Here is a 25,733-nt window from a genome sequence, read left to right as displayed (position 1 = left end):
GAATTAGTTTGATTTTGATTTATTTAAATTTTCTTTTACTAATACCAATCCTTCTGCAAAAGGATGAGCTTCATCAAATTGTGGTGGTATCATAAATTTACCAGCTTTGTCTATATAACCCCACTGATTATCTTTTTGTACCCGTGCGAATCCTTCCACAAAGGCATCAGCTGCATCAAATTGTGGTGGAATCACGAACAATTCTACACCAGGAATATACTTATAAGGTATGGTAGGAATTTCCAGAACTCGACAAATAAATGCGGCGATTTCGCCTCTAGTGAGGTTTTGATTGGGCTGCAAGCGTTTGATGTCTGGGTAGTTAACCACAATGCGCTTTTCAGTGGCGGCGGCGATCGCACTCACCGCATAACTGGGAATCTGCCCAAAATCATCATAATATGTTTTTAAAGTATTCATCGGCTCTACTGTGACGCCATAATTTAACCCGGAAGCTAGAGCAGCTATTGCTTGCACACGCTTGATGAGTTCATTGGGTTTGAATAAACTATTGGGATAGCCCGATAGATACTTTGTCTGATACGCTTGGGCGATGGCTTTAGCCGCCCAGTGATTAGCCGGTACATCTGTAAAGGTAATCCCAGGGCGAGATGACGGCTGTTTCGGTAAGGCTGTGGAAATAATCGCCGCAAATTCAGCACGAGTCACGGGTGTATAGGGGCGAAAAGTCCCGTCTGCATATCCTCTTAATATATTTCGCTGGGCTGCAGCGAGAATAGATGTTTTTGCCCAATGGTTTTGAATGTCTGCAAAAATCGACTCGTTGAACATAAATAGAGAAAAAGCTGGTGAGTGCCTGTATCAATTAAACTCTGCTTTACTTATTTATGTCTATTGGAAGATTATATCCCCTTGAGGGCACTGAGAATCAAAAAAATGGGGTTGCTGATTGAAAATATGACTTTTTCTTACGCAGAGGAGGACACGCGGGATTTGGCGATCGCCTACAATAAATATCAAGCGATCGCACTATATCTGCTGAAAATAATCTTCAATTAACAAAATCAATCTCCTCTATAGACTCTTTTGTTTGTTGTAAATGTGCTAACATTCGAGATTCTCCCCGCCATTCATCAAAGTCAAAAGTATGGGATAACTCATCATTATTAAAGCTGGTTATAAATTCCTCTGTCGATAATTGATATTTGGTTTCAAATTCCTGAAGACGTTCTTCTGTTCTTGTTATTCCTGCTGTCACACTCTGTAATCTTTCTGACAAAGCACTTTGAATAATTCGTCTGAGTGACTCTGGATCTTTTGACCTGAGTTTGAGTTCAGCCATCATTTTTTCCTTGTTACTTTAAAGGCGTGACAGTCAAGTGAGTAAAATGTTAATTCTTGATCATTATAAAAGCGATCCCTGCGCCTACGCATTTTTTCTATTTTGCAAATCAGGCGATCGCTAAAGGCGGGGGTAGCTCTAAGGCAGCTTCTTTTCATCGCCTACTGCAGATTGTGCCTCATCTGTCCTATTTAATGAGGAATGATGAATGAGTAATTATTTGTCAAGTCGGGACTAATTCACCAGGGCGTAATTTTGACCATTTACCAGTTTCTTGCTTAAAGCTGAGACAACCAACCACATCCCATTCCATTTCAATGAAATCATCTTTGGTGCGGATGTTAACGTTGATTGAGGGTTCATTAGGATCAAAATCTGGTGTTTCTGTCAAGTGAGGCTGTTGGTGCTGCGCTTCTACGGCGTTGTAAGTTGCACAGCGATCTACATAGTGGCAGTTCACGCAAATACACATGATAGAACCAACTCCAGGAACCTTTATTGTTAATGTAGCTTAAGCCCAACCTATATTCATGAGTTGTTGGGTTGATTTTTATGAAGGAGAATCTGGAATACAGGAGTCAGAATACATCTGGAATTCTGTATTTTAATGATTTTATGACAATGAATGACTCTGCTGTTGCTCAACTAGCTCCTGAAAATTGGCCTTTTAGTCTGGAATTATTACCACAACCGGCATATCTGGTAGGTGGTGCGGTGCGGGATGCGCTAATTGGCAGAAGTCGGGAATATTTGGATTTAGATTTTGTTGTGCCACAGGGTGCGGTTAAGCTAGCAAGAGCGATCGCTCATCATTATCAAGCTGGTTTTGTCTTACTCGATCGTGAACGACAAATCGCCCGTGTGGTGTTTCCCCACGCTACTGTTGATATTGCCCAACAGGAAGGAGCTAGTGTAGAGACTGATTTGCATAGACGGGATTTTACAGTCAATGCGATCGCTTATAATCCCCATACTCAAGAAATCATCGATCCTCTACAAGGCTTGCTTGACTTACAACAGGGTGTGATGCGAATGATATCACCTGCTAACCTGAAAGACGACCCTTTGCGGTTAATGCGTGCCTATCGCCAAGCCGCCCAACTGGGTTTTACTATTGAGTCAAATACCCAAGCTACAATTCGGGATTTAGCATCACACATCACGAATGTTGCAACTGAACGAGTGCGGGTAGAAATTGGCTATTTGCTGGCTACTCCTCAAGGTACTCCTTGGATCACCAGCGCTGCGGAAGATGGTTTAATTGCGCCTTTGTTTAAAAACGCCACACGAGAAGGCTTTAAGCAACTTGCTGCAGTTGATAGCGCAGCTGCTTTATTAGCAAAAACCTGGCCATCTCTGGAAGGAAGGCTGCAAGAATATGTCCGCGATACCATCAAAACTACTTGGTTAGGTATTGCCAAACTTGCTTGTCTTGTCCACCCTCAGCCTGAAATTGCAGAGATTGAGTTACAGGAACTAACTTATAGTCGTGCAGAAATCCGTTCTATCACTACCGCCCTGAAACTGTCCTCGCGGTTCACATTAACCAATATGACGCTACGAGAACAGTATTTTTTCTTCCAGGAAGTCGGTATTGCGTTTACTGCCACAGCAGTTTTAGCTTTATCACGTGATAATCTGGTAGAGGCGATGTCTGACGATAAGCTACAGAGCAGCTACGCATCCTTAATCCGCCGCTACCTTAACCCTGATGATCTGGTCGCTCATCCCACTCCATTAGTGAGTGGGAAGGAGATCATCATAGCACTAAAAATTCCAGCTTCGCCAGTAGTTGGCAACCTGCTGATGGAAATTGCGATCGCCCAAGCCGAAGGAAAACTTTCTACACCCACAGAGGCGATCGCATTCGCCCGTCAGTTATTGGATGAGGGCAATAGGCAATAGGCAATAGGGGAAAAATAACCAATCGCTCCTGACTCTTGACTCTTGACGCATCAGGTATAAATAACTTAAGATTTACAAATAACGAGCGTTCGATATAAATAAGCCGAGCTATGCCCAAGATTGTTGATCATGAACAATACCGCAAAGAACTACTCGGCAAATGCTTTGATTTGTTTGCTCAAAAAGGCTATGGTTCGATTACCATGCGCCAAATTTCCCAAGGTTTAGGCGTTTCTACGGGTACGGTTTATCACTATTTTTCTAGCAAACAAGCTCTGTTCGAGCAATTAGTCGAAGAGACATGTCAGCAAGATTTAGTGATGGCATTGGCGGAGTTAGAAGGAACCAAAACTCTCAAAGAGTCAATGGTAGCGCTGGGAAGATATTTGGCGAAAAACGAGGAATATTTTATCAAATGGACTTATCTTTGGGTTGATTTTTGTCAACATCAAGATTCTAAAGAAATACCTGGGAATAATATATTTAAGCGTGCAAATCAGCGATATCACCAAGCAGCCTGCGACTTTTTTGGGATTCAAGACCCAGTATTAGCTACTTTTATATTGAGCTTTATAGATGGTCTATTACTAAGAAAGCTACAGGGTGATGAAATGATTGATTTTTCTGAACAATGCGCTCTTTTGGGAGAAATATTGACGGCATATAGGGGTCAGGAGTCAGAATTTAGGAGTCAGAATTTAGGAGTCAGAATTTAGGAGTCAGAATAGTCTTACCACGTTTAAGTTGCAGTTCTAAGTGGTAATAAGTTGGAATTAACGATTTGAAGGCAATACTTAATTACGTATTCGGATGGATTTTTTTTGGATAAATTTTAAAATTCAAGTTTCCAAATAAGCATTGGTGTTAATTTCTGCACATTAACTTAAATCTTGGTGGGAGGGGGAAATGGGTGAGAGGGTGTTATTTAAACCGATAAATCAACGGTTAATTGGGATAGTAATTGGTGCTACGGCGATTACGGGTGGTATTGTTTTTTATGGGGTTTCTCAGTTTGGGCAAGTTGGTAAAACTACTTCACCAGAGACAGTAAAAATTACACCAACTGTGCAAAAGGTGACAGCTTTAGGGCGATTACAACCAGAAGCAGAAGTACTCAGCTTATCTGCACCGCTGGCTTTGGATGGCGATCGCATTGCCCAAATTTTGGTTAAAGAAGGCGATCGCGTCAAAGCTGGACAGATTGTAGCAATATTAGACTCACGCGATCGCCTGCAAACTGCCGTACTCCAGGCGAAAAAACAAGTTGCAGTTGCCCAAGCGAAACTCGCTCAAGTGAGAGCAGGAGCCAAAACAGGCGAAATTCAGGCACAGCGAGCAACCATAGAGCGCTTACAGGCTCAATCTCAAGGAGACAAAAACGGGCAAGAAGAGGCGATCGCCCGCATAGAAGCACAATGGCAAGGTGACAGAATAGCTCAAGAGGCGACGATTAAAAAACTAGAAGCAGAACTCAACAACGCCCAATCTGAATATGAGCGGTATCAGCAACTATCAAAAGAAGGGGCGGTGTCTAATTCTTTGTTCGACAATAAGCGTTTAATGAGGGAAACGGCGAAACAGCAACTAGACGAAGCCCAAGCCGTTCTCAACCGAATTAACTCCACCGCCAGCAGACAACTAGCCGAAGCCAAAGTTGCACTCACCCGCATGAATTCTACTGGTAACAAACAAGTCAGCGAAGCCAGAGCCACACTTAATAGTATTGCCGAAGTCCGTCCCGTGGATGTAGCCGCAGCCCAAACAGAAGTAGAAAATGCGATCGCTGCACTCAAACGCGCCCAAACTGATTCAGAAGCGGCTTATATTAAAGCCCCAACTGCGGGGCAAATTCTGAAAATTCATCAACGAGCTGGTGAAAAAATCGGTGATGCGGGGATTGCAGACTTCGCCCAAACTGATCAAATGATTGCAGTCGCAGAAATCTATCAAACCGATATCGCTAAAGTGAAACTGGGACAGCCTGTGGTGATTACTAGTCAGGCGTTTCCTGGTGAAATACGCGGTAGAGTCTTTCAAGTTGGCTTGCAGGTGAATAGACAAAATGTTTTCAGCAACCAACCAGGCGAAAACCTTGATAGCCGAGTAGTTGAAGTCAAAATTCGCCTGAATCCCGAAGACAGCAAGCAAGTTGCAGGTTTAACCAACTTACAGGTGCAAACAGCAATTGAATTGTAAAGAGGATTGGGGATTGGGAACTGGGGATTGGGGAATTGGGGACTGGGAACTGGGTAATTGGACAAATGACCAATGACAAATTAATATATGTTACCGAAAATATTCCGTAAAACTCCGCTAGCATGGCGGCAGTTAATGAAGGAAAAAACACGTCTGGCGATCGCCGTTGCGGGTATCACCTTTGCAGACATGTTGATGTTTATCCAATTAGGGTTTGAAAGCGCCCTGTTTGATGCAGCCATCAAACCTCATCGCAATTTGCAAGCAGATTTGGTGTTAATTAATCCCCAATTTCAAACTCTGTTTTCGGTGAAAAGCTTTTCTAGAGAGCGACTTTACCAAACATTGGGTTATGAGGGTGTGCAGTCAGTGAATTCAGTTTACATCGGTACTGGACAATGGCGAAATCCCGAAACACGCTTAGAAAGGGCTATTTTAGTGTGGGGTGTCGATCCGGCACAACCTCCATTCAAATCATCTGAAACCAAAGAAAATATTCCTCAACTCAAACAGTTGTATCAAGTTCTGTTCGATCAGGCTGGTCGTCCGGAATATGGATCTGTTGCTGATATCCTGAAGAAAACAGGTAAGTTTGAGACAGAACTAAATAGTAAAGCCATCCAAGTCAAGGGCTTATTTACTGATGGTGCTTCGTTTGCTGCCGATGGCAACGTGATCACCAGTGATTCCACCTTTTTACAATTATTTTCTGAACGTAAACCCGATCACATCGAAGTGGGATTACTGACACTTAAACCGGGTGCTGATCCAGAAAAAGTGCGATCGCAACTAGTCGCTGGATTACCCAAAGATATCTCAGTCCTAACTCCAGAAGAGTTTGCTCAAATTGAGAGGAAATACTGGGAAGCAGGAACTGCGATTGGTTTTATTTTTGGTTTGGGTACAGCAGTCGGCTTCATTGTCGGGATTGTGATTGTTTACCAAATCCTGTATTCTGACGTTTCGGAACACATGCCAGAATACGCCACCCTCAAAGCAATGGGCTATGGCGATAACTATTTATTAGGAGTTTTGCTACAAGAGGCTTTGCTATTAGCTGTCTTGGGTTATCTTCCGGCATTTTTCCTTTCCATTGGTCTTTATCATCTCACATTTACTGCCACAATGCTTCCCTTATTTATGAAGACAGAACGAGCAGTATATGTCTTATTTTTAACCATAGTTATGTGCAGTTTTTCTGGGGCGATCGCTATGCGAAAACTCCGCTCTGCTGACCCTGCAGACGTTTTTTAGCAATACAAGTAGGGTGGGCAATGCCCACCAAAGACCCGATGTGGTGGGCATTGCCCACCCTACTAAGAAATTCAATTAAAAATCCTATGATGCGAGAATCTTTACTCTCTAACTCAACAAGTTTTGATTTAGAACCCGTAATTTCTATTAGTAACCTTCACCATTATTTTGGTGAAGGTGCGCTGCGTAAACAAGTATTATTCGACATCAATTTAGCAATTAATGCTGGCGAAATTGTGATTATGACTGGGCCCTCTGGATCAGGGAAAACCACATTACTAACCTTGATGGGTGGACTGCGTTCTGCTCAAGAAGGTAGCCTGAAAATCTTAGGACAGGAAATCTGCGGTGCTAGAAAACAACAGTTAACCCAACTGCGCCGTCAAATCGGCTATATTTTCCAAGCGCATAACCTAATGACGTTTTTGACAGCTAGAGAAAACGTGCGAATGTCTTTAGAGTTGCACGATCAATTCCTGAATCAAGACATCAACGTGAAAGCGATCGCCATGCTAGAGCATGTGGGTTTAGGCGATCGCGTAGATTATTATCCTGAGAAATTATCAGGGGGACAAAAACAACGGGTAGCGATCGCCCGTGCGTTAGTCAGCCATCCCAAAATTGTCCTTGCAGATGAACCCACCGCTGCACTTGACAAAAAATCTGGGCGCGATGTCGTGGAATTAATGCAAAAGCTAGCTAAAGAACAAGGTTGTACAATTTTGCTAGTTACCCATGACAACCGCATTCTTGATATTGCCGATCGCATTATTTACATGGAAGATGGTCAACTCAAGACTAATGATATAGATATGGCAACAACAATGCATTAAGGCTTTATTACGAAACGTAAATACATTTAAGTTAGCGGAGTGTCAATTAGAGATAGTATTCTAAACATGACACATCACTTTTCTCGCTACAGTTTTGAGGGAAAAATCCATGATTATTTGGGTAAACGAGCAAATTGATCCGTCTGGCATGATTCATGCTTGTATTGCCTCTTGTGATGAGTCTCAAGCCAAAGATTGTCACGATTCCTTTAAGAAGAATTTGAACGACATCCAAAAGGCTTCTGGTTGGATAGCAAGGTTGCGGACTGTCGATTCTTGGGATGAAGTTCCAGTTAATGCATTAAAACTTGATTAAGGAATGGTTATTTTTCACTTGTCACTTGTACTGAGCGAAGTCGTAAATCCTGCGGCATAGCTCCGCTTAGGGCGTAGCCTAGGCTGTTGACTCTGAGGGTTTTCAGCCCAAAATGCATCATACAAAATCATAGTCGTAGTTAACGTTCTCATCAGGGCACGGCAGTGCCCATGCCCCTACGGTAAACACAAAAATTGCATGATATTTTTTAGCTAATTTCAGACAAAGTCAACACCCTAGGCGTAGCCTCTCGAAGAGAAGTATTTGTCATTCCCTGACTCCTCATCTCCCCAATTTCCCCTGACGTTCACACTTAAACCCTTGACGTTCCCAAGCTTGCATATCCACATCAGCCAGTTTGATCACCTGTGAGCATTGTGGCTGCATCATTGGACTTAAAACAGCCCATAACAAGCTACGCGTTACATCCAGCCCAGTTTTCAGCCCAGACTCACGATTCCCAGGAACGCCTCGTTCTGGAACAATTGCTGGCTCTACCCAAATGCCATTAGCTCCCAAAAGGATTTGTGCCATCCATTTGGCTCGGGGTAAGTGGGTTTGGGAAGTAATTAACATGACTTTATGCACTCCCCAGCGTCGCAGAATAGTAATACTATAGTAAAAATTTTCCCAAGTGGAATTTGCACACTTTTCTAACCAGACGTTGGATAAGTCTACAGCTTCTCGTTGAAAAATTAGCCACACACAAGGATCAGGAGAACCATGAGAAATCAGAATTGGGATTTGCGGGTATTTTTTCGCAACCTGGGCAACATAGATTTCCCGGCTAATACTGCCACCAAGCACAAATAAGACATCTATAGGCTGGGAAGATGCAGAAATTAAGGTTATGGTGGTGAAAATCAGCCAACTGCCAAACACAGCACACAAACCAAAAGCTACTTTTTGTAACAACTGCCACAGTCTTCTGATTCTTCCTTTATGAGGAATTGATGATTTAATGGTATCTTGCCGTTTCATGACATAAGTAAGAAAAGCATAGTTAATTAATGTCCAAAATACCTGCAATTAAAAAAGCAAAGTGCTATCTTATAAAAAGCATTGGGGGGTAAAATTGACATAAATCAAAGTGTCATATATTCCAGGTAAACGTTCCGGAAAATCCTAGAGAACAGAGAAATGATTGTTAAAAAGTGAAGCTATATTTTTATCATCATCACCAAGGGAAAAATGATGAAAGAAGTATAGCGGAAACTGAGTATAAAAACTTAAAAATTTCTGGAAAGCCTGATTGCTAAACTGTCAAAAACACAATTATTCCAGCTGATATACATGAACCAATCTGCGAAACGTTACTCACCGCTCCAAGTAGCCTTGATTGGTGGAGCGATCGCCACGACCGCTACTGTATCTGTCTTTGGTCCTGCTTGGACTCGCTGCGTTCGTGCCGCCCTAGCCCTACAAGATAGCCCAAAAGCAGTAGTTGACCAAGTATGGCAAGTGGTGAATCGTGAATATGTTGATGGTAAATTTAATCAACAAGATTGGCAAGCAACTAGGCAAAGCCTGTTAAGTAAAGACTATTCTTCTCGTGAAGAAGCTTATGTCGCCATTCGCGAAGCTTTACAAAAATTGGGAGATCCTTACACTCGCTTTATGGACCCCCAACAGTATGAAGCTCTCACCAGTCAAACCTCTGGGGAAGTCTCTGGAATTGGTATTCGCATGGAATTAAGCGAAAAAACCAAGAAGCTCACTGTTGTGGAAGCTATAGAGAACTCTCCAGCACTGAAAGCTGGTATCAAAGCAGGCGATGAAATTTTGGCCATTGATGGCAAATCCACTCAGGAAATGAAAGTGGATGATGCCTCAAAGCTAATTCGCGGTAAAGCTGGTACCCCCATAACGCTGAAGTTGGGAAGATTGGGGCAAAATGCCTTTGATCTGAAGCTGACAAGAGCAACTATTGAAGTACCCACAGTCCGGTATACCCTCAAACAAGAAGGTAATCGCCGTGTTGGCTATATCCGCTTACGGGAATTTAGTTCCCACGCATCCGAGCAAATGCGACGAGCCATCCGTGATTTGAACAGCAAGCAAGTAAATGCTTATGTATTAGATTTGCGGGGTAATCCTGGTGGTTTGTTACAGGCAAGTATTGAAATTGCTCGGATGTGGATGGATAACGGTGGTATTGTCCGCACGGTAGACCGCAAGGGCGGCACTGAGGATACTAAAGCCAATCGCACCGCTTTAACTAATCTTCCTTTGGCAATATTAGTGGATGGTAATTCAGCCAGTGCCAGCGAGATTCTGACAGGGGCACTTAAGGATAATAAACGAGCGGTAGTTGTTGGTAGTCAAACCTTCGGTAAAGCCCTAGTACAGTCAGTTCATGAACTGGCAGATGGCTCTGGTTTGGCAGTCACAATAGCACACTACTACACCCCCAAAGGAACGGATATTAACCATAAGGGAATTGCACCAGATATCAAGTTAGACTTAACAGAAGCACAAGAGCGTCAGTTAGCATCTAACCCAGATTTGGTGGGTACTCCAAACGATCCACAATATGCACGGGCGATCGCTGCTCTATCGAGTACCAACTTCGCTAAACCTCCAGCAAATCGACCCTCTGGTTCCATGAGTGTTCGTGCTAGCGACTTGTTGAAGTTTTAGGTATTACGGCAGCTGATTCGCCATTACCCAATTCGTAATGCGACTCCGATCAGCCGAAAACCTTAAACCTGCCATTATACAGGCTCAAATAGGAAAATTGAACCACAGATAGACACGGATAAATATCAGTGTGATCTGTGGTTCGTTTTAGTCTCATATCATATCTGCCTAATCACTTACGATCAAATATCCGTGTCATACTGAGCGGAACAAGGAACAGTTACAAATTATGATTCAATGAGCGATCACTGATTGCAGAACAACTAGCAGAACGCTTGCGTCAGTTGGGCTTGAATCCTGACGATTTAGATTAGTATTCTAAAAACAGATTTCCATTTCTGAGAATAGTCGAAAATCTGAGTGTATGAATTTAAATGTGGGATTACGAACAGTTATTTCAAATTATTGAAGAATTAGTGATGCACCATTCTCCTAGTGGTGTAGAAACTGAAATTAACCAATTTTTGCTACAGCGATTTGCTAGCCTGGGTGTGGAAGTTTGGCAGGATCGCGCTGACAATATCATAGCCAAGATACCCGGTAAGAATCGAGAAAGAGCGATGTCTAACGACAAGCCGCTCCGCGTCTACGCTATCACGGCTCACAAAGACGAAATCGGTGCAATTGTCAAGACAATCGGCGATGCTGGACGGGTGGAAGTCCGCAAACTGGGCGGCGCTTTCCCTTGGGTTTACGGTGAGGGTGTGGTTGATTTACTCGGAGACAACGCAACCATCAGCGGGATTTTAAGCTTTGGTTCCCGCCACGTTTCCCATGAATCCCCGCAAAAAGTGCAACAAGAAGATACCACCGTCAAATGGGAGAACGCCTGGATTGAAACCAAGCTTACCTCTGCTGAATTAGAAACGGCAGGGATTCGACCAGGAACTAGAATGGTGATTGGCAAGCATCGCAAGCGTCCCATCAGGTTAAAAGACCATATTGCTAGTTACACCCTAGATAACAAAGCCTCAGTAGCAATTCTTCTAGCCTTAGCGGAAGTTGTGAAACAGCCAGAAGCCGATGTTTATTTGGTAGCCTCAGCCAAAGAAGAAGTAGGCGCAATCGGGGCGTTATTTTTCACCCAAAATCAAACGTTAGACGCTTTAATTGCTCTAGAAATTTGCCCCCTAGCTAGCGAATATCCCATTGAGGATGGGGAAAGTCCGGTAATTCTGTCTCAAGATGGCTACGGGATTTATGATGAAACTCTGAATGCACAACTACGGCAAAGTGCCAAGGATCTAGATATACCAGTGCAGCTAGCAATATTGAATGGATTTGGTAGCGACGCTTCAATTGCGATGAAACTTGGTCATGTCGGGCGTGCGGCTTGTTTGGCGTTTCCCACACAAAACACCCACGGTTATGAAATTGCTCATTTAGGAGCGATCGCTAATTGTATACACTTATTAAAAGCCTTTTGTGAAAGCAAATTTGATTAACACAGAGGGCGGGGAAACCCACCTGTGTCAACTTAAGACCTGGCGAATGGAATTCGCGGCTACACAGGCAAAGTCGCCTGGTGCGGACTAACACAAAATTAAGGGTTTGAAACCCACGGAGGCGGTCACTGAGCTTGTCGAAGTGTGGGTTTTGTTTGTGTAGCCGCGGTTTATAACCGCCGATTTCGCTTAAGTTGACACCAATGGGGGAAACCCCGCCCCTACTGGATCACTGCAATACAATCAATCTCTACCAAAACATCCTTTGGTAGCCGCGAAACCTCCACACAAGCACGGGCTGGCGCTGTGTCTTCAGGGAAATATTTAGCATAAACTGCATTCACTGCAGCGAAATCCTTCAGACTAGCCAAAAACACAGTAGTTTTAACCACATTTTGGAAAGTCGCACCAGCTGCTATCAAGATAGCTTCCAGATTAGCTATCACTTGTTCAGTTTGCTTAACCACATCATCAGTGTAGACAACATCACCGAGCCGGGGATCGATCGCTATTTGTCCAGCCACAAAGATAAATTTACCAGAAGCAGCGATCGCTTGATTATATGGCCCTACAGGCGCGGGTGCTTTATCAGTATTAATAATTTCACGAGTCATAGATATTACTTTCTCTAACGATACTTCCTGATTACCGACCTTCACCTCAGAGGCGATCGGTTGATAAACTTCCCCATCAGGCATTATCGCACCAGTCAGGTCAGCATCTTCAAGATTCGCCCCGTAAATATTCGCCCCAGTTAAATCAGCTCTTCTCAGACTCGCTCCCTTCAGATTCGCTCTCCTCAAATCTACTGCTTGCAGGTCTGCTGTGTCTAAATTTACGGATTGAAGACAGGCTTTTTTGAGATTTACACCTTGAAGGTTTGCTGCACGTAAATCAGCACCACTCAAGTCAGCACCACTCAAATTTAAATAAGAAGTGTCCACCAACCCACTCAAATTGGCTCCTGTCAAAGACGCTCTAGTAAGATCTGTGCGACGAAGAGTTGCATTACTCAGATTGGCATCATTCAAATCTGCTCCCGTCAAATCTACTTCTGTTAGATCAATATCACGTAGATTTGCACCTTTTAGGTCTACCCCTCTAAGATTTTCACCTAAAAAATGCCGATGTCCCATAGCATAATTCTCCAACAGTTCCTCAGCATCCATAATGCACCTTTAAATACTACTCACTCAGTATAATCTACAGGATTTTTCATTACAGATATTCTCCTCTCTTTCTTTGCGCCTCTGCGCCTCTGCGTGAGACAAAAATCAACCCAACCGTGGACGTATCCCATAATGCCGATACTGCCAATAATCGCGCAGAATGCGATCATGATCAAAACATAAATTACCTGGCACACGCCAAGACTCAAAAATTCCCACACCCTTAGCATCATCCCCAGCCACAGGCTCACCCGTCGCCGTCGCCAAAAACACAATGCTAATAGTATGTTGACGGGGATCGCGACTGGGATCAGAATATACCAGCAATTGCTCAATCAACTCCACCTGCAAACCCGTTTCTTCCGCCGCTTCCCGAATAGCAGCCACTTCCACCGCTTCCCCATAATCCACAAACCCACCAGGAAGCGCCCAACCCAAAGGAATATTATGTCTCTCAATTAACACTATTGGTCGATGTGGTCTGTCAACCAATTCGATGATGATGTCCACAGTCGGAGCCGGATTGCGATAATTTTTTGTCATTTGTCATTTGTTATTTGTTATTTGACGCGATGTGCAACTTATTCTTGAAACCCCTCTCCAAACCTCTCCCCGCTTCGGGGAGAGGCTTTAAGTCTTGCTCCCCTTCCCTTGTAGGGAAGGGGCTGGGGGTTAGGTTTGAGAGAAAGTTGCACACCGCGTTATTTGTTATGTCGTAACGGCCGCTTGTTATGTCGTAACGGCCGCTTGTCCATTCTCATCTCCCCATCTGCCAAAGCAGACCATACCGTGATAAATTCGATGGAATTGCTTCTTTATACACATTAGATTAAATATGCCTTTTCCCAGATCCAGCGGCATTTTGCTGCATCCCACATCCTTTCCCAGCCGATTTGGCATTGGGGATTTAGGCTTAGAAGCTTATCGCTTTATTGATTTTCTCAAAGAGAGTGACCAACAGTATTGGCAAGTTTTACCTTTAGGCCCCACTGGCTACGGTAATTCTCCGTATATGTCATATTCAGCAATGGCGGGTAATCCCATGCTGATTAGCCCAGAAAAACTCTTAGATGAGGGTTTATTAGCCGAAGAAGACTTTGCTAATTTACCAGCATTTCCAGCCGAAAAAGTGAATTTCGACCAGGTTGTGGTGGTGAAGAATGAGTTGCTCAAAAAAGCCTCTGAGAATTTTAAAACTAAAGCTACACCAATTCAACAGAAAGGATTTGAAGGTTTTTGTGACAGCAAAGCCTATTGGCTAGATAATTATGCCCTGTTTATGGCGATCAAAGATTCTCAATCCGGTGGTAGCTGGCATACCTGGGAACCAGAACTGGCCAAGCGCACACCAGAAGTATTAGAGGAAGCACAAAAACATCTGACTACAGAGATTTTTTATTATAAATTCATCCAATATGAGTTTTTTCGCCAGTGGTCAGAACTCAAAAGTTATGCGAACATGCGCGGTATTGACATTATTGGCGATATTCCCATTTATGTAGCTCATGATAGTGCTGACGTGTGGGCGAATCCAGACATCTTTGCTTTAGATGAAGAGACGGGAGAAGTCGCACAAATGGCGGGCGTTCCACCAGATTATTTTAGTGCCACTGGTCAATTGTGGGGGAACCCGGTTTATAACTGGGAAGAATTGCAAAAACAAGACTTTAAATGGTGGGTGCAGCGCTTTGAGGCCATGCTGGATTATGTAGACATAATTCGCATTGATCACTTCCGAGGATTTGAAGCTTATTGGGCTGTACCACAGGGAGAGGAAACCGCTGTCAATGGCGAATGGATTGAAGCGCCTGGGGATGCTTTCTTTGAAACTATCAAACAAAAGTTGGGTAAACTACCTATCTTGGCTGAAGATTTGGGGATCATTACGCCAGAGGTGGAAACGTTGCGCGATAAATACGAATTTCCGGGGATGAAAGTGTTGCAATTTGCTTTTGGTTCTGATCCCGGTAATCCTTTTCTACCTTTCAATTACCCAAGAAATGCTGTAGTTTATACAGGGACTCATGATAATGATACGACTATTGGCTGGTACAATACAGCCACTGATTGGGAAAAGCGTAACTTGTGGCTTTATTTAGGTTGTGTCAGTCCGGAAGGTGTTCACTGGGATTTAATTCGGTTGGCTTTGAGTGCGATCGCTAATCAAGCCATTATTCCCTTACAAGACGTTTTGGGATTAGGGAACGAAGCCCGCATGAATTATCCCAGTACTGCTGAGGGTAACTGGGAGTGGCGCTATCAACAGGACGCTTTGAGAGAGGAATTAGGCGATCGCCTCAAAACTCTCACCACACTCTGTGGACGCGCCCCACAGCCAAAATAAGGAGTTGGGAATGGGGAATAGGGAATGGGCTAAACAGGGTCTTTCCCCTCATCCCCTCAACGCTTCCACCTGTTAAAACTTGGGTTTAGCAGCAATCCTGATTTCTTCCACCTTCCCAGGTGCCCCCATCCGCTTGGCCTTTTCTTGGTTAACGCTCATCATTACACCACCAGCATTGTCAGTTTTCACTGTCAGCTGTTCTTGGGCCTTCCAAGTGCGATGACTTCCCTCTGGGAGAGTACCTTCAAACTGAGTTTTGCCATCAGCCACTACACGAATCCAGGATGACGCTTTCAAAGTCACACCAATTTGCACAGGCTGTCCATCTTTCACAAGATTAGCTGCTGTTGATTTTTGTGGCTGGGGTGGCGCTGATTGGATGAGAGACTCTGCCCCTTTGCTGGGAACACTTTGGGCATTACTTGCTTGTAAGGCAGTATTATTGAGGACTTGAGACAAGCTGCTTACAGAGCAGACAATCACGAATATGTAAAGCAAATAAAGATGAACAGGACGTAATTGACTAATTGGCTTAGTTTCTAAAACAGATGGGAGGTTGACTCGCCCAGAAGTAATGGGAAAACTACTGGCAAATTCGGCTCCTTTCAAGCCCATCGCGTCAGCAAATTGTCTGATTAATCCCTGAATATAGATTGGTTCTGGCAGATCGTCTAAATTACCTTCCTCGATCGCTTGCAACAGTCGCTTAGGAATCCTGGTTAATGCAACAACTTCCTCTAGGGATAAACCCTGTTCTTGGCGAGAGGCCCAAAGTTGAGCGCCCATTTCCGCCAATTTTTCAGTACGTTGTTGCTCTACTGACAGTTTTGGCTGTTGATCATCCTTCCTTCTTGGCCACTTCATGCTTTGTTACACTCCTTAACTCAGCTGAATCTTTAATAGGTATTTGCTGGATCTGCTTTTGCAAAAAGCGAATCTCATCGTCTGTTAGGGAACGATATTTACCCTCTTTTAAAAAGGGTGCTTTTGAATTTTGTAATTGAATTAGACCTATAGAAATACGGTGCAGTTTAATGACTGGATGCCCTAACTGTTGGGCTAAACGGCGAATCTGGCGATTTCGTCCCTCCTTTAAAACAATTTTTAAACAACTATGTGCTGCAAAACTTTCTATGAGGCGCACCTCCGCCGGACGGGTTTTTCTCCCTTCTAACACCACACCCTGACGCCACATTTGTAACACTGCTTCTGGGGGATGTCCCTGGACTAGAACATGATAGGTTTTTGGAATACTGTGGCGTGGATGGGTGAGGCAAAATGTCAGTTCTCCGTCGTTTGTGAGTATTAGCGCTCCTGTGGAATCTGCATCTAGTCGCCCAACTGGGTGAATCCCTGAACCCTCTCGTAATTCTGGCGGTAATAAATCTAGGACTGTAATTCTTCCCTGGGGGTCATAGCAAGTAGAAACCACTCCAGCAGGTTTGTGCAGTAAAAGATACGTCAGAGCCGGACGTTGTTGAGCAGACACTGGCTCGTCATCGACGGTGATGGTATCTCTTTCAGGGTCAACTTTTTGACCTAAAAGTGCTAATACGCCATTTACCCGCACACGCGATCGCCTGATCATTTCCTCGGCTTCACGACGTGAGGCAATACCCCACTGGGCTAAAATCTTTTGTAACCGTGCCTCCATGTAGAATGTGCTTTTTTTTCCGCTAGCGTTTAAATCATAATATTTGCATTTTGTAGTTAATAGCCTTAAATGTTACATTTAAAGGCTATTTAATGTCAGCTGCAAAGTTGAGTTAATCCCCATAAATCGAGGTGAGATGTCAGAGCAAAATTCCGAGCCAAAAGGTACTAACAAGGTACGAATTATTACATCTATGCTCACAACAGCCTTGAAGTTATGGTTGAGAGCGCAAGTTAGCCAAGTATCTGAGTTGGCAGTGGAGATTAAAACGAGCGATCGTCAAGTTCTCTCTGGGCGGGTTCCCTGGGTATCTATTTTTGCTAGTCATGCTGTTTACCAAGGTCTTCACATTGGACAAATTCAACTTGTGGCAGAAAAAATTCACATCAATATCGGATCAGTGCTTAAGGGACAGCCATTACGTCTGTTAGAAACAGTACCCGTAGCCGGTGAGCTAGTTCTCGACGAGCAGGATCTAAATAATTCTCTCTCGTCTGATTTATTATCCACTGCTTTAAAAGATGTACTGGTTAAACTTTTACCAGAAGACAGACCAAAAACCAAGCCAATTACTTGGCAAAAAATTATCCTTGATCACAATCAAATTATACTGCGAGGCATCCTCACGACTGAAAATGAATCCACACCTGTGGAGATTTGTGTGGGTTTAGAGTTACTCAACGCTCACGAGTTGCAACTAGCACTTATTCACATCAGACACAACACCGTAACACTAGTAGAGGGCAATCATCAGCACAATCTGGATCTGGGGACAGAGGTCGATATCCAAGAACTCATCCTGATCCCAGGTAAGTTAGTGTGTCGTGGGCGCATTAACGTTAACCCCTGATTGATTAAAAATCAAAACCTAAAAAGATTTATTCTTTATTTTAAATTATATTTCTAGACACAATTGTGTCATTTGTCATTTGTCAAGATTTATTTGTCAAGGGTCAAGAGTCAAGAGTTATTCCCCAATGCCCTAATCTGTAATTAAAGGCAACAAAAGGGTCACGAAATAATAAACTAGCGGAGCTGTAAAAATATAACTGTCGGTTCGGTCTAAGATACCTCCATGTCCGGGGATCAATTGTCCGGAATCTTTTACCCCAGCGTCGCGCTTGAGCATTGACTCTATGAGATCGCCCAAAAGACTCGCAATCCCAATCAATAAACCCAAGGCTATGCCAGTGTAGAGCGGTCTGGGTAAATGAAGGTAATAAGCTCCGGCTAAACCTATCGCCACACTGGCGCTAATGCCAAAAACAGCGCCTTCAACGGTTTTTTTGGGGCTGATATCAGACAGACGAGTTTTCCCGAAGAATTTGCCAATGGTGTAAGCGCCGATGTCAGATGCCCAAATACACATGAAGGTCAGCACGGTCAACGTCAAACCTTGTGGTAGAGAAACGAAATTCCTCTGGTCTAGAATATCTGTCCAGGCTGCTGGCCAATAACCTCCTAAAGGTATATTGCTCTTGGCAAGGCTATCAAGCGATCGCAATCGTACCCAATAACTCGATAAGTAACCTACATAAAATAGCCCCATAATCGAAGCGGAAATGTCGGCGATCGTCGCCATTTTGGGCTGAAACAGTAGATAAAAACAAATGAATGTTCCTGCTATGGGCATCACAGCATCAGCTAAGTTACCATCAAGAGTACAAATTACCAATAAAACTTGGCTGGCAAATATGGTGGTTTTAGCCGCAGGAGCTATACCCCTAGCCCGCACCAAATTAAAATACTCCTGTTGTCCCAAAAAGACAACAACTGCAACCATAATGGTAAAATACCAACCCCCTAACAGGGTCGAAAATAGAGCAAGGGCGATCGCAACAATTCCACTAATAATCCGAGACCAAGGCATAGAAGTATTTGGGATTGGGGATTGGGTACTGGGGATTGGGGATTGGGTACTGGGGATTGGGAATTGGGAATTGGGAATTGGGAATTGGGAATTGGGAATTGGGAATTAGGAATTGGGAATTGGGAATTAGGTTAAGTTGTTCTCTATACTCCCTTCTCTTCTTCTCCCTAGTCTCTAGTCCCCAGTCCCTAGTCCCCAGTCCCCAGTCCCTCTAGTCCCCAGTCCCTAGTCCCCAGTCCTAGTCCTTAGTCCCCAGCCCCCAGTCCCCAGTCCCTAATCCAGTTTCTCACCACTGAGGATAAAAATGGGATCAACAGCGGCAAAGGTTTGAGAAAAGCCACGCATTTCTAAGCGATTGACTGCAGATTGGACGACTTCGATATTCCTAGCTCTTAGTTGGGAGAAGCTTTGAGAAATAGCATACAGACTTTCTAGATTAGCAGCTGTGGCGACAACTCTACCTGTGGGTGGTAGATATTCCCAGACTGCTTGCAGAATTTCTTGGATGGGACGCCCTCCCTCAATGCAAACGCGGTGAGGAGGAATTTTCAGGTCTTTCAAACACTCCGGGGCGCTACCTTCAATGACTTCGACGTTCTGCACCTCAAAGCGATCGCAGTTGCGTCGGATCAAATTGGCTACTTCTTCATCTCTTTCCACCGCAATAATCTGTCCTTGTGGACACAGCATTCCCACTTCTACAGGAATTGTACCTGTCCCAGCACCAATATCCCACAACACTGAATCGGGTTTGAGCCGCAGTTGGGAAATTAGCAGCAGTCTGACTTCTCGCTGGCTGAGGGGAATTCCTGGCAAATGCTCGAACAATTCATCGGGAATACCAGGGGTAATATAAGGCCAAAGTTGGGAGGGCATAGAGTTAAATAATTATACTAGAGATATCAGTTCGCTTAATCAGGGCAAGCTATCAAGTAGCCATCATGAACTGCAAAAGAGGGAGTGGGGACTGGAGACTAGTATTTTTTACTCAGCACCCAGCACTCAGCACTTTCAAGTCAGCGCTATAAGTAATCGCAATGATGGCGGAAATATTAGATAATCGCTACGAAGTCCAACGACAATTGCTGAAAAAAGCGGGGCAACGAACGCTATTAGCTCGTGACTTACAAACCCAGGAATTAGTCGTCATCAAGTTACTCTTTTTTAGTAGTGACTTTGAATGGGATTCCCTGAAGCTATTTGAGCGGGAAGCTGAAACCTTAAAATCTTTGTCACATCCCTGTATTCCTCGCTATTTAGACTATTTTGAAGTTAGCTCATCTACCATCAAAGGATTTGCTCTAGTACAGAGTTATATCCCAGCCCAAACTCTAGAGCAATACTTACAAAATGGGCGGACTTTTACAGAAGCTGAAGTTAAAGAAATAGCCAAAGCGCTTTTAGAAATTCTCGCTTATTTGCATGGGCTACATCCACCTGTAATTCACCGCGATCTTAAACCTAGCAATATTTTATTAGGCGATCGCTCTGGTAATAGTATCGGTCAAGTTTATCTCATAGATTTTGGTGCAGTGCAAACTGTCCTCGCTACGGAAGGTGCAACTAGGACTGTAGTCGGAACATACGGTTATATGCCACCTGAGCAATTTGGTGGACGTACTGCCCCCGCCTCTGATATTTATAGCTTGGGTGCGACTTTAATTTACTTGTTAACGGGGATTCATCCAGCAGATTTACCTCAGAAGGACTTTCGCATTCAGTTTGAAGACGCGGCGAATCTTAGCCCCAGTTTGAGTAATTGGTTACGGCGAATCATTGAACCTAGCCTAGAACGGCGTTTGAGTTCTGCTGGTGACGCAATCAAGGCTTTAGATGAATCTCCACAATTGCAAAATACCACGGCTTTAACTATCGGCAAACCAGCGGATAGCAAAATTCAACTCAGCAAGAACATTGATGCTCTAGAAATTATTGTTCCGGCGGCTGGTTTTGAACTGTGGATGGTGTTCTTAGGTTTGATGGCGATCGCTTGGAATTCGTTTGTGTTATTTTGGACGACTGGCGCACTCTCAGCACCTTTTCCGATCAATTTCCCCTTTGCTTTGTTCTCACTGCCTTTTTGGGCTGCTGGTGGCTTGATGATCTATGCTCTTTTGTTTATTATCTTCGGGCGTATGCGCCTGCATCTAGATCATCAACAAATTGACTTAACTTATGAATTATTTGGATTTAAAACTCGTCGTGTTAGTCCATCTTCCAGAGATAATATTACTAAGTTAGTTTATACTCCACAACACTTTACTAAAGATGCTGATGGCGATCGCACTCAGGTAGCAGCGCAATTAGATATTTGGGTAGGAGTAAAGAAATATCAACTTGGCGGTAATGACAATCTGATTAAATCCGAATTAGAACTTGAATGGTTAGCTCATGAATTAAGCGATTGGTTAAATATCTCAATTCAGCGTGATTCTGATGACTGATGACTGATTTAATTGCGATCGCGTCACTGTAGTCCATAAATTAGCAGTGAGCATCCTTAATTAACTATAATTAAGGATGCTCTCAGAGGAAGTGTGTATGTTATTTGGACTAGGGTGGCCAGAAGTTGCTGTTATTGCCATAGTCGCTATTCTCATTTTCGGCCCTAAAAAGATTCCCGAACTGGGTAATGCACTGGGTAAAACTCTACGAGGTTTTCAGGAGGAACTGAAAAAGCCCAGTGAAGACGACAGTCCAGAACAGGAAAAATAATATTCAACTTTCTTTAGGGGAATTTAAAATTTGCAGCAAAGCAGGAGTCTTGTATTGTCGCTGCAGACTGGCTAAAACAGCTTATTAAACACGGAAGAAGGAGTCACCCCATTTTGAGTGTCTACAATCGTCGTGGATGTATTTTGTTGTTGTATTTCCTCTTTAACTACACCACGCTCCCTAATTAATTTAATGGCGCGGCTGACGCTTTCTGGCAAAATTACCACCAAACTCTTATCAGGAGCCATATCCAAGCCTTTATTAATTGCTTGGGCTTCATCCAGTATTGATTCAAAACGGGCATTGGGCTTTACTTGGGTAATGCCTTTAGTAATCAATTCTGAGGCTGATCCCCGTGGTCGTCCGCGAGTGTCATCATCTTCTTTAACGATAATATAGTCAAATATTTCCGCTGCTAGTTTGCCCAAGGTGACAAAATCTTCGTCACGGCGATCGCCTGGGCCCCCGACTACGCCAATCCTTTGTCCTGTAGTCCAGTTGCGAACAAACGCACCCAAGGCTTCGTAACTGGCTGGGTTGTGAGCATAGTCTATCAAAGCATGGTGCTTACCTAAATTGAATAGGTTCATCCGTCCCGGCGTTTGACTAACTGAAGCCCGAAAGGTTCTTAAGCCAGAGCGAATCTGCTCAATTGTGACATTTTGCACAAAAGCAGCCAAACTCGCGGCTAAAGCGTTAGCAATCATAAATGGCGCACGTCCACCCATTGTCAAAGGTATCTGTTCTGCCCTTTCAATCCGGTGTGTCCAATCACCTTTAACAATTGATAGATAGCCATTTTCATATACTGCTGCTACTCCCCCTTTTTGGATGTGCTTTCGCACTAATTCCGAGTCTGGGTTCATGGTGAAGTAGGCGACATTAGCTTTAGTTTTTTCTGACATGGCGGCGACTCGGCGATCGTCGGCGTTCAGCACCGCATAACCATCAGGAAGTACAGCTTCTGCAACTACACTTTTAAGATCAGCTAACTGTTCTATGGTATCTATATCGCCGATTCCTAAGTGGTCAGCGGCAACATTTAATACTACACCAACATTTGTAGCTTCAAAACCTAGTCCAGAGCGGAGAATCCCACCACGGGCTGTTTCTAGTACTGCTACTTCTACAGTCGGGTCTTGTAGGATTACATGAGCGCTTTGGGGTCCTGTATTATCTCCTGCTTCCACTAAGTAATCACCGATGTAAGTTCCATCTGTGGTTGTATAACCTACTACTTTCCCTGTTTGCTTGTAAATATGTGCTAGCAGTCGAGTTGTAGTAGTTTTACCATTAGTACCCGTGATACTCAGGATGGGAATAGTGCTGGATTGTTCGTTAGGAAACAACATATCCATCACTGCGCCAGCGACATTGCGGGGTATACCCAGGCTGGGGGCGACGTGCATCCGGAAACCGGGAGCAGCGTTAACTTCGACAATTACACCATCTACCTCCCGTAAGGGGCGGCTAATATCCGAAGTCACAATATCCAGTCCGGCGATATCCAAACCGATAATTTTGACTACCCTTTGCGCCAACCACAAGGTTTCTGGGTGGATTTCGTCGGTACGGTCTACAGCACTACCGCCTGTACTTAAGTTGGCTGTGGCTCGTAAATAACAAATTGTGCCTTTAGGTGGCACGCTGTTGAGGGTGTAGCCTTGTCTTTCCAATAGCTGGTAGCTAGTCCGGTCTAGCTCAATCTTGGTGAGGATATTATCATGTCCTTCGCCACGATTGGGGTCAAGGTTTGTTTCCTCAATCAGTTCGGCAATGCTGGATCTACCATTGCCCACTACGTGAGCTGGCACACGTTCGGCGACTGCGACTACCTTGCCATCTACTACCAGGACTCTATGATCTCGCCCGACATAATAGCGCTCGACAATAATTGCCCGAGAAACTTGTCTGGCTGCTTCATAGCCAGCTTCAGCTTCTTCCCAGGTTCTAATATCAATGGTGATCCCACGTCCATGATTGCCATCTAAAGGCTTGATCACGATGGGATAGCCACCAACATACTCAATCGCTTCTTCTAAATCGTCTAAGAAGTTAATTACCGTACCTCTGGGCACTGGCACTCCAGCGGCGGCGAGGATGCGTTTAGTGGCTTCTTTGTCGCAAGCTAGTTCTACTCCTAGGATGCCGGTTTTGTCGGTCATCGTGGCTTGCATCCGCTTCTGGTTGACGCCGTAGCCCAACTGAATCAAAAAGCGCGCCCCAAGCTGCATCCAGGGGATACCTCTTTTTTCGGCTTCTTTGACAATTGCTTCGGTGGAAGGGCCTAAGGAAGCATCGCGCCAGAAGTCTTTGAGGTCTTGGATGTCTTGATCTAGCTCTGCTTTAGGATAACGTCCGCGATCGACAATGCTTTGGCACAGCCGCACTGCGGCGCGTCCGGCGTAGCGCCCTGCTTCTTCATTTAGATATTCAAGCACTACCTGGTAAACTCCAGGTGTGGCGGTTTCGCGGGTGCGACCAAAGCCGACGTGCATTCCGGCTAATTCCTGTAGTTCTAGGGCTACATGTTCCACGATATGGCCCATCATGGTGCCTTCTCGCACTCGCATCAAAAAACCACCATGACAGCCAGGGGAGCAATAGTGGCCCTCCAGACTTGGCAGTGCCTCAACTAATCCTTCATAAAAGCCAGGGATTTCATTCGAGGGCGTCTCGGCAAGGGTTTCTAAATCGAGGCGCATGACGATCAGCTTGTGGCGTCGAATGCTCCAGTAGTTTGGGCCGCGTAAGGTCTGGATCTTGAGGATTCTCATGGGAATAGGTAGATGGAGATTCGGAACCAAAATTCTAGTTTCTTACTGGAATTGACCGCTAAACTGTTCATCACAAACAGTTTTTTCTTTTTACATGGTATTCCTATGATTTTTTTACAGCAAGAAATAAACATGCCATCAATGTCAGTGTAACCTCAGATACTCGATTCCGTCAGCTGGAGATGCGGTGTACAGCGGGTAGGACGGTTCGCTGATACAGGTGGAAGCGATCGCCGTAGCTGAGGATGTGCAAACGTACATTATGTATGGTTAGAGGCTCATTTGCACCTACATGGGGTTCGTTTGTGTGTGTGACTTCAGTGGGATCAACAATTGTCACGCTGCCTTTGCCCATAACTTGTAACCAGCCATCCCTTTCAAATACGGCACAGGTATCTTCATCAATACCAATCCCGATCCGATCAGGATGGGCGGCGATCGCACTAATTAATCGCCCCATGCGATTACGGTTGTGAAAATGTTGGTCTACAATCACTTCGGGAATAAATCCCAAACCTGTTGCCATATCTACTAGGGAGCGATTTGGTGTTTCACCACTACCACCGCCGGCAATCATATGATGCCCCATGACTGCTGCTCCTGCACTAGTGCCGGCTAAAGTAAGCTGCCCTGATCTGACTCGCTGGCGAATAATTTCCATCGCTGGTGTATCTGACAATACACCACAGAGGCGCAATTGATCTCCTCCTGTCAAAAATACCCCAGTACAGGCTTCTAAGGATGCTTTAATCTGGGAGGCTTCGCACTGTTCCCGTTCGCGAATATCTAAAATCTCAACCTTGTTAGCACCCATTTCTTCAAAAATGCGGATGTACCGACCACCAATGATGGCTGGCTCGCGGGAGGCTGATGGAATAATTGTAATATAGGCCTTACTAGCACCAGCACGACCAAAAAAAGTTCTGAGGATATCGCGTCCATGAACTTTATCTTCTGCGCCTCCGATAACCAGAACGGCGGTTTTAGTTGCTTGGGGTGTCCTCATTTCCAGCGATTTAGCTTCTAATTGCGGCATTGTGTTTCTCCTGTCAACAACTTCAGGAGCCATCGCCTTGGACGGTGAGTGCAGCCACACGTGCGGTGAAGCAGACCGATCTTGGGGGTTCCCCAAGTAGAGGGACTGCTGAACCCGTAAGGGCTTTGCCACCGAGTGGACTGCCGAACCCGGAGGGGTTCTCCGGCTTGTGGCGAATGGCGTGTGAATTCAACAAGGTTCAGTAACCTGAATATTTTCGTGCTTTGCATCTTGAGGGAGGACACTTTTTTGAAGTTGGTATCGGCAGAAGTCCTT

The 25,733-nt window shown here is 44.4% G+C and carries 24 protein-coding genes; 12 read left to right on the top strand and 12 right to left on the bottom strand.

Annotated features, from left to right (window positions below; genetic code table 11):
* Window positions 1–3: 3 nt before the first annotated feature.
* From CAL7507_RS04075 to CAL7507_RS04065, 3 genes are all read right to left on the bottom strand, one after another.
* Window positions 4–792: an S-layer homology domain-containing protein gene (locus CAL7507_RS04075; RefSeq protein ID WP_015127157.1), complete on the bottom strand. Its 789-nt coding sequence runs from the start codon at window positions 790–792 to the stop codon at window positions 4–6.
* A gap of 220 nt (window positions 793–1,012) precedes the next feature.
* On the bottom strand, window positions 1,013–1,306 hold the full coding sequence (locus CAL7507_RS04070) for a hypothetical protein (protein ID WP_236556865.1): 294 nt from the start codon (window positions 1,304–1,306) through the stop codon (window positions 1,013–1,015).
* A gap of 220 nt (window positions 1,307–1,526) precedes the next feature.
* The gene (locus tag CAL7507_RS04065; protein ID WP_015127155.1) at window positions 1,527–1,775 is read right to left on the bottom strand and encodes a Ycf34 family protein; all 249 of its coding nucleotides are present in this window, start codon (window positions 1,773–1,775) and stop codon (window positions 1,527–1,529) included.
* A 143-nt stretch (window positions 1,776–1,918) separates the two neighbouring features.
* On the opposite strand from CAL7507_RS04065, the gene CAL7507_RS04060 reads away from it, so the two are divergent.
* The 6 genes from CAL7507_RS04060 to CAL7507_RS04035 all read left to right on the top strand — a co-directional run bounded on the left by CAL7507_RS04060 (window position 1,919) and on the right by CAL7507_RS04035 (window position 7,807).
* Window positions 1,919–3,208 carry a CCA tRNA nucleotidyltransferase gene (locus tag CAL7507_RS04060; RefSeq protein ID WP_042341176.1) on the top strand — a complete coding sequence of 430 codons (1,290 nt, stop codon included), beginning with the start codon at window positions 1,919–1,921 and terminating at the stop codon, window positions 3,206–3,208.
* A gap of 110 nt (window positions 3,209–3,318) precedes the next feature.
* On the top strand, window positions 3,319–3,924 hold the full coding sequence (locus CAL7507_RS04055; RefSeq protein WP_015127153.1) for a TetR/AcrR family transcriptional regulator: 606 nt from the start codon (window positions 3,319–3,321) through the stop codon (window positions 3,922–3,924).
* Window positions 3,925–4,114: 190 nt separating this feature from the next.
* Window positions 4,115–5,404: an ABC exporter membrane fusion protein gene (locus tag CAL7507_RS04050; protein WP_015127152.1), complete on the top strand. Its 1,290-nt coding sequence runs from the start codon at window positions 4,115–4,117 to the stop codon at window positions 5,402–5,404.
* 87 nt (window positions 5,405–5,491) lie between these two features.
* Entirely contained in the window at window positions 5,492–6,658 is a 1,167-nt protein-coding gene (gene devC / locus CAL7507_RS04045; protein ID WP_015127151.1) for an ABC transporter permease DevC, read from the top strand.
* 86 nt (window positions 6,659–6,744) lie between these two features.
* The gene (locus CAL7507_RS04040; RefSeq protein WP_042341789.1) at window positions 6,745–7,491 is read left to right on the top strand and encodes a DevA family ABC transporter ATP-binding protein; all 747 of its coding nucleotides are present in this window, start codon (window positions 6,745–6,747) and stop codon (window positions 7,489–7,491) included.
* A 109-nt stretch (window positions 7,492–7,600) separates the two neighbouring features.
* On the top strand, window positions 7,601–7,807 hold the full coding sequence (locus tag CAL7507_RS04035) for a hypothetical protein (protein ID WP_015127149.1): 207 nt from the start codon (window positions 7,601–7,603) through the stop codon (window positions 7,805–7,807).
* Window positions 7,808–8,089: 282 nt separating this feature from the next.
* Here CAL7507_RS04035 and CAL7507_RS04030 read toward each other — a convergent pair whose 3' ends face one another.
* Window positions 8,090–8,788, bottom strand: coding sequence for a YdcF family protein (locus CAL7507_RS04030; RefSeq protein WP_015127148.1), 699 nt, complete (start codon window positions 8,786–8,788; stop codon window positions 8,090–8,092).
* 312 nt (window positions 8,789–9,100) lie between these two features.
* On the opposite strand from CAL7507_RS04030, the gene ctpB reads away from it, so the two are divergent.
* The gene (ctpB, locus tag CAL7507_RS04025) at window positions 9,101–10,447 is read left to right on the top strand and encodes a carboxyl-terminal processing protease CtpB (protein WP_015127147.1); all 1,347 of its coding nucleotides are present in this window, start codon (window positions 9,101–9,103) and stop codon (window positions 10,445–10,447) included.
* 374 nt (window positions 10,448–10,821) lie between these two features.
* A complete protein-coding gene (locus CAL7507_RS04020; protein ID WP_015127146.1) occupies window positions 10,822–11,892 on the top strand; it encodes a M42 family metallopeptidase in 1,071 nt (356 codons plus the stop codon).
* A gap of 221 nt (window positions 11,893–12,113) precedes the next feature.
* Here CAL7507_RS04020 and CAL7507_RS04015 read toward each other — a convergent pair whose 3' ends face one another.
* Both CAL7507_RS04015 and CAL7507_RS04010 read right to left on the bottom strand, forming a co-directional pair.
* On the bottom strand, window positions 12,114–13,061 hold the full coding sequence (locus CAL7507_RS04015) for a Rid family detoxifying hydrolase (RefSeq protein ID WP_015127145.1): 948 nt from the start codon (window positions 13,059–13,061) through the stop codon (window positions 12,114–12,116).
* Window positions 13,062–13,166: 105 nt separating this feature from the next.
* Entirely contained in the window at window positions 13,167–13,604 is a 438-nt protein-coding gene (locus CAL7507_RS04010) for an NUDIX hydrolase (protein ID WP_015127144.1), read from the bottom strand.
* A 292-nt stretch (window positions 13,605–13,896) separates the two neighbouring features.
* On the opposite strand from CAL7507_RS04010, the gene malQ reads away from it, so the two are divergent.
* On the top strand, window positions 13,897–15,405 hold the full coding sequence (malQ, locus tag CAL7507_RS04005; RefSeq protein ID WP_015127143.1) for a 4-alpha-glucanotransferase: 1,509 nt from the start codon (window positions 13,897–13,899) through the stop codon (window positions 15,403–15,405).
* A 72-nt stretch (window positions 15,406–15,477) separates the two neighbouring features.
* Here the strand turns inward: malQ and CAL7507_RS04000 are convergent, their stop codons facing one another.
* Window positions 15,478–16,269, bottom strand: coding sequence for a RodZ family helix-turn-helix domain-containing protein (locus CAL7507_RS04000; RefSeq protein WP_015127142.1), 792 nt, complete (start codon window positions 16,267–16,269; stop codon window positions 15,478–15,480).
* Window positions 16,244–17,059: a pseudouridine synthase gene (locus CAL7507_RS03995; protein WP_015127141.1), complete on the bottom strand. Its 816-nt coding sequence runs from the start codon at window positions 17,057–17,059 to the stop codon at window positions 16,244–16,246. Before CAL7507_RS03995 ends, CAL7507_RS04000 begins: the two co-directional genes overlap by 26 nt.
* 136 nt (window positions 17,060–17,195) lie before the next feature.
* On the opposite strand from CAL7507_RS03995, the gene CAL7507_RS03990 reads away from it, so the two are divergent.
* Window positions 17,196–17,909, top strand: coding sequence for a DUF2993 domain-containing protein (locus tag CAL7507_RS03990; RefSeq protein ID WP_015127140.1), 714 nt, complete (start codon window positions 17,196–17,198; stop codon window positions 17,907–17,909).
* Between the two features lie 132 nt (window positions 17,910–18,041).
* Here CAL7507_RS03990 and CAL7507_RS03985 read toward each other — a convergent pair whose 3' ends face one another.
* Together CAL7507_RS03985 and cbiT are read right to left on the bottom strand one after the other, a co-directional pair.
* Window positions 18,042–18,929 (bottom strand): phosphatidate cytidylyltransferase, encoded by an 888-nt coding sequence (locus CAL7507_RS03985; RefSeq protein ID WP_015127139.1) that lies wholly within the window; start codon window positions 18,927–18,929, stop codon window positions 18,042–18,044.
* A gap of 273 nt (window positions 18,930–19,202) precedes the next feature.
* Window positions 19,203–19,805, bottom strand: a complete 603-nt coding sequence (gene cbiT / locus CAL7507_RS03980; protein ID WP_015127138.1) for a precorrin-6Y C5,15-methyltransferase subunit CbiT — start codon at window positions 19,803–19,805, stop codon at window positions 19,203–19,205.
* A 161-nt stretch (window positions 19,806–19,966) separates the two neighbouring features.
* Between cbiT and CAL7507_RS03975 the strand changes: the two genes are divergently transcribed.
* Together CAL7507_RS03975 and tatA are read left to right on the top strand one after the other, a co-directional pair.
* Window positions 19,967–21,373 carry a serine/threonine-protein kinase gene (locus CAL7507_RS03975; RefSeq protein WP_015127137.1) on the top strand — a complete coding sequence of 469 codons (1,407 nt, stop codon included), beginning with the start codon at window positions 19,967–19,969 and terminating at the stop codon, window positions 21,371–21,373.
* Window positions 21,374–21,470: 97 nt separating this feature from the next.
* Window positions 21,471–21,644 carry a twin-arginine translocase TatA/TatE family subunit gene (gene tatA, locus CAL7507_RS03970; RefSeq protein WP_015127136.1) on the top strand — a complete coding sequence of 58 codons (174 nt, stop codon included), beginning with the start codon at window positions 21,471–21,473 and terminating at the stop codon, window positions 21,642–21,644.
* 71 nt (window positions 21,645–21,715) lie between these two features.
* Here tatA and cphA read toward each other — a convergent pair whose 3' ends face one another.
* Window positions 21,716–24,421 carry a cyanophycin synthetase gene (cphA, locus tag CAL7507_RS03965; RefSeq protein ID WP_015127135.1) on the bottom strand — a complete coding sequence of 902 codons (2,706 nt, stop codon included), beginning with the start codon at window positions 24,419–24,421 and terminating at the stop codon, window positions 21,716–21,718.
* A 172-nt stretch (window positions 24,422–24,593) separates the two neighbouring features.
* Window positions 24,594–25,457 carry a cyanophycinase gene (locus tag CAL7507_RS03960; protein ID WP_015127134.1) on the bottom strand — a complete coding sequence of 288 codons (864 nt, stop codon included), beginning with the start codon at window positions 25,455–25,457 and terminating at the stop codon, window positions 24,594–24,596.
* Between the last annotated feature and the right edge of the window lie 276 nt (window positions 25,458–25,733).

It is taken from the genome of Calothrix sp. PCC 7507, assembly GCF_000316575.1.
In the GTDB taxonomy this organism is placed as follows: domain Bacteria; phylum Cyanobacteriota; class Cyanobacteriia; order Cyanobacteriales; family Nostocaceae; genus Fortiea.
The sequence above is the reverse complement of the archived record's forward strand: the minus strand, read 5'-3'. Positions and strand labels throughout refer to the sequence as shown.